The sequence below is a fragment of the Pseudomonas sp. EL_65y_Pfl1_R83 genome, assembly GCF_963970695.1.
GTDB lineage: Bacteria > Pseudomonadota > Gammaproteobacteria > Pseudomonadales > Pseudomonadaceae > Aquipseudomonas > Aquipseudomonas tritici.
The window spans coordinates 1-482 of sequence record NZ_CAXAQI010000333.1; the positions used below are offsets into that span (position 1 = coordinate 1).

Here is a 482-nt window from a genome sequence, read left to right on the forward strand (position 1 = left end):
TGATCGGTCGCCATGGTCGTCCTGTTGCAATGTCGGCAGCGGGCCCGGCCGGCCCGACTCGCCAGAGAGCGATAGTATCGCGCCTGACCGGTGAGCAGGAGTCCCTGCCGGGGAAATAAGAAATGAGTGGAGGCTTCTGTTGCCAGGTGCCTCCGAACCCCGCCTAACGGAGCTTAACCCGCCTGGTCGTGCTGCAACACCGGCACGGTCCGGATGAAATCCGTGCAGGTCGAGAACACGTAGAGCATCGGCCGACCGACCGACCAATCGACCGCACCATCCTCGCCGCGCCTTGCCGTCCCGATCAGGCGCGCCCGCATGCCATCCCAGCCGGACATCGGACCGCCGCGGTCGCGGCTGTCTGAGCGCGAGACGCGGGTGTTGTCGGCCTCGCGGAACGGGACCAGCTTCTCCTTGATCAGGACCTGGTTGATGCGCTCGGCGATCGACGGCCCGCCGTCTTCCTTGAAGGTCGAGGGATC

1 protein-coding gene is annotated in these 482 nt (G+C 66.0%); it reads right to left on the reverse strand.

The window, feature by feature from the left end:
* Positions 1-173: 173 nt before the first annotated feature.
* Positions 174-482 (reverse strand): hypothetical protein (locus tag AACY08_RS29150; protein WP_339472549.1); only part of this gene is annotated, 309 nt, incomplete at its 5' end.